The 3,054-nt window shown below is 50.4% G+C and carries 5 protein-coding genes; 3 read left to right on the top strand and 2 right to left on the bottom strand.

Annotated features, from left to right (window positions below):
• Window positions 1-378, top strand: a 378-nt coding sequence (locus AC1W8Y_RS15045; RefSeq protein WP_482015303.1) for an MFS transporter, incomplete at its 5' end; no start/stop codon positions are given.
• A 125-nt stretch (window positions 379-503) separates the two neighbouring features.
• Here AC1W8Y_RS15045 and yghU read toward each other — a convergent pair.
• Window positions 504-1,379, bottom strand: coding sequence for a glutathione-dependent disulfide-bond oxidoreductase (gene yghU / locus AC1W8Y_RS15040; RefSeq protein WP_482015302.1), 876 nt, complete (start codon window positions 1,377-1,379; stop codon window positions 504-506).
• Window positions 1,380-1,584: 205 nt separating this feature from the next.
• On the opposite strand from yghU, the gene AC1W8Y_RS15035 reads away from it, so the two are divergent.
• Window positions 1,585-1,863: a BON domain-containing protein gene (locus AC1W8Y_RS15035; protein ID WP_482015301.1), complete on the top strand. Its 279-nt coding sequence runs from the start codon at window positions 1,585-1,587 to the stop codon at window positions 1,861-1,863.
• On the opposite strand, the gene AC1W8Y_RS15030 is transcribed toward AC1W8Y_RS15035, so the two are convergent.
• Entirely contained in the window at window positions 1,860-2,462 is a 603-nt protein-coding gene (locus AC1W8Y_RS15030) for a LysE/ArgO family amino acid transporter (RefSeq protein ID WP_482015300.1), read from the bottom strand. The two genes, AC1W8Y_RS15035 and AC1W8Y_RS15030, sit on opposite strands and share 4 nt — an antisense overlap.
• A gap of 93 nt (window positions 2,463-2,555) precedes the next feature.
• Here AC1W8Y_RS15030 and AC1W8Y_RS15025 point away from each other — a divergent pair.
• The coding region (locus AC1W8Y_RS15025) for an ArgP/LysG family DNA-binding transcriptional regulator (RefSeq protein ID WP_482015299.1) at window positions 2,556-3,054 on the top strand (499 nt) is incomplete at its 3' end.

The following is a 3,054-nucleotide window of genomic DNA, read 5'->3' as shown; positions in this document are numbered from 1 at the left end:
CCCAGTTTATCGTTTTTAACCCTGAGTGCGTTTGGTTTTGGCGTGGTCGCGGCGCTTGCTGCCGTGATGCCGAACGCGATGTTGTTTGGTGCTTTTTTAGTCGCGCTTGGGCTAACCACGCAAATGTTTACCACCACGGCCAACAGCTTCGTGCAGCTTTCAACCGACCCCGCCATGCGTGGGCGCGTGATGGCGATATATATGGGGATATTTTTAGGCTGCACTCCGTTGGGCGCACCTTTGGTGGGTTGGGTGGCTGACGCGTTCGGGCCGCGTTGGGCTTTAGGCGTCGGCGCGACGGCGGGTTTTATTACCGCGGCAATTGGTGCGTTGTATAAAAATAAGGTGCGTCAGGCGAAGGAAAGGTTGGCGGATTAATCTGCAGCTTTTCCGTAGTCTGACTGTTAATTGAATCAATAAGAATGCCCGTTGCAAAAAAACTGCAGCGGGCATTTTTTAATGCATAGTCGGTTGACGAAATTCATCAAGCCAAACGTTGACTGTTATGACGCTGGATTGAGCTTGTCTTGCGTCTTGGTGTCAAAATCGCTGGCCTCATGGCGTTCATGCAGTTGCTCGGACAACTCGCCATTGACCTTGTTGACCATGCGCCCACGTTTGACCGCGGGGCGCGCGGCAATTTGATCGGCCCAGCGCTGTACATGTTTGTATTCATGGGTGCTCAAAAATTCGGCGGCATTATAAACCCAGCCTTTGACCAATCCGCCGTACCAAGGAAACACCGCGATATCCGCAATCGTATATTGGTCTCCGGCTAGGAATTGGTTATCCGCCAAACGGCGATCTAATACATCGAGTTCACGTTTAACTTCCATCGCAAAACGGTCAATAGCGTATTCAATCTTAGTTGGCGCATAAGCGTAAAAGTGACCAAATCCACCGCCTAAATACGGTGCGCTGCCCATTTGCCAAAACAACCAATTTAAGGTTTCAGTGCGAGTGGCAATGTCTGTCGGTAAAAATGCGCCAAACTTTTCAGCTAAATAAAGCAAGATCGAACCCGATTCAAATACCCGAATCGGCGTGTCGCTGCTGCGATCCATTAGTGCGGGAATCTTAGAATTAGGATTGACGTCCACAAAGCCTGATCCGAACTGATTACCGTCACCGATTTTGATTAACCACGCATCGTATTCTGCGCCGCTGTGACCGAGCGCCAGTAACTCTTCCAACATGATGGTGACTTTGACGCCGTTAGGTGTGGCCAGTGAATAGAGTTGCAGCGGATGGCGACCAATCGGCAATTCTTTGTCGTGGGTTGCGCCAGCAATCGGGCGATTAATGCTGGCGAACGTGCCGCCGTTAGGTTTTACCCAAGTCCATACTTTTGGTGGGACGTATTCTACGGAATCTGTCATGGTATTTCTCGCAATGTTCAAAAAGCCGACGGGCGGCGAAAGGGGCTGAAATGTGAAAGGCGTAGTTTAAGGGTTTTTGCAGAAATTAGTTTCGGCGCGATATTGCGCATTTATTTTTACTTCCAATGTGACGGAACACACCGATCAGTTTCGTACCTTGTGGCTTACTTATCGCATCGTAAGCGCGATAAAGAAAGGAATAACCATGAAAACCGATCCGCAAATTCAGCAAGATGTCATCGCCGCATTGAAAGCCGATGCGCTGTTAGCGGGCAGCGATATTGAGGTCGCTGTGAAAGATGGAGTGGTGACCTTAACGGGAATAGTCAGCTCTGAATTGATTACAACGATGGCGCAAGCAGCCGCCATTAATATCGCTGACGTGAAACGTGTCGAGCAAAGTATTCAAATAGAGACGGCGAGCGAATTGCGCGATGAGCAGGACCTATCGGCTTTTCGTCGCAGCAGCCCGATTGATTTTTAAGCGCCGGTTAGCAGCAAAATTCCTAGCCCAAACATGGTCGCTGCAATCAGCGTATCCAACACGCGCCAAGCGGCAGCGCGGTTGAATAGTGGGCGCAGCAAACGCGCGCCAAATCCCAAGGAGAAAAACCAGGTAAAGCTAGACAACACCGCACCCAGCCAAAAATACCATTTACCCGCGCCACGATTATTCGCCAACGATCCTAACAAAATCACCGTATCCAAATACACGTGCGGATTAAGAAAAGTAAACGCCAAACAGGTAGCAACCGCCACACCGAGCGATGCGCCCACTTTGTCATCAACCGTCAGCGGTTGTGGATGCAAGGCACGCTTGGCCGCAAGCCAGCCATAAGCCAGTAAAAATGCCGCACCGCCATAACGGGTAACTGTCACCACCATCGGCGCAGATTGAATTAAGGCGCCCATTCCCGCAATCCCCGCCGCGATCAACAAGGCATCCGACAATGCGCAAATTAGCACTACGGGCAACACATACTCACGCCGAATTCCTTGGCGCAGTACGAAGGAATTTTGTGCGCCGATGGCGATGATGAGAACGGCGCCCGAGAGGAAGCCAGCAATAAGATCGTTAGTCATGATGTGAATAAGTTAGTAGTTTTAGCAAATTGTATTTCCTGCGTTAAAATTAGTAAAACTAATCTTTCTAACGAACCATTAGAATAGCTAATCATGAAAATCGATAACGCCCAACTCGCCGCCTTTGCCGCCGTGCTCACCGAAGGGAACTTTGATCTAGCAGCGCGCAAGCTCAACGTGACGCCATCTGCCATCAGTCAACGGATTAAATTATTAGAAGATCGCATCGGCCAAATCCTGATTCAACGCACCATTCCCTGCCAAGCCACCGCCGCCGGTCGCATGCTGTGGCGCTACGCGGAAGAAGTAGCATTACTCGAATCCGAAGTGTTTTCCGCGCTGGGAATTGAGAAAGAACTTCAATCGACCAAAGTGCGTATCCCGATTGTGGTCAACGCTGATTCGTTAGATAGCTGGTTCGCGCTGGTGCTGGAATCAGTTGCGCTAGATGGAACGATGGTCTTGGATATTCGCGCCGAAGATCAAGATCATTCGCTCGCCATGCTGCGCGAAGGTAACGTGATGGCAGGCATCAGCACCAGTCCCAACGCAATTCAAGGCTGCAAAGTTGAAGCCTTAGGCGTAATGCGCT

This window comes from Jezberella sp., assembly GCF_964834465.1.
Note: the sequence above shows the minus strand (reverse complement) of the source record. Positions and strands in the feature narration are given on the sequence as shown.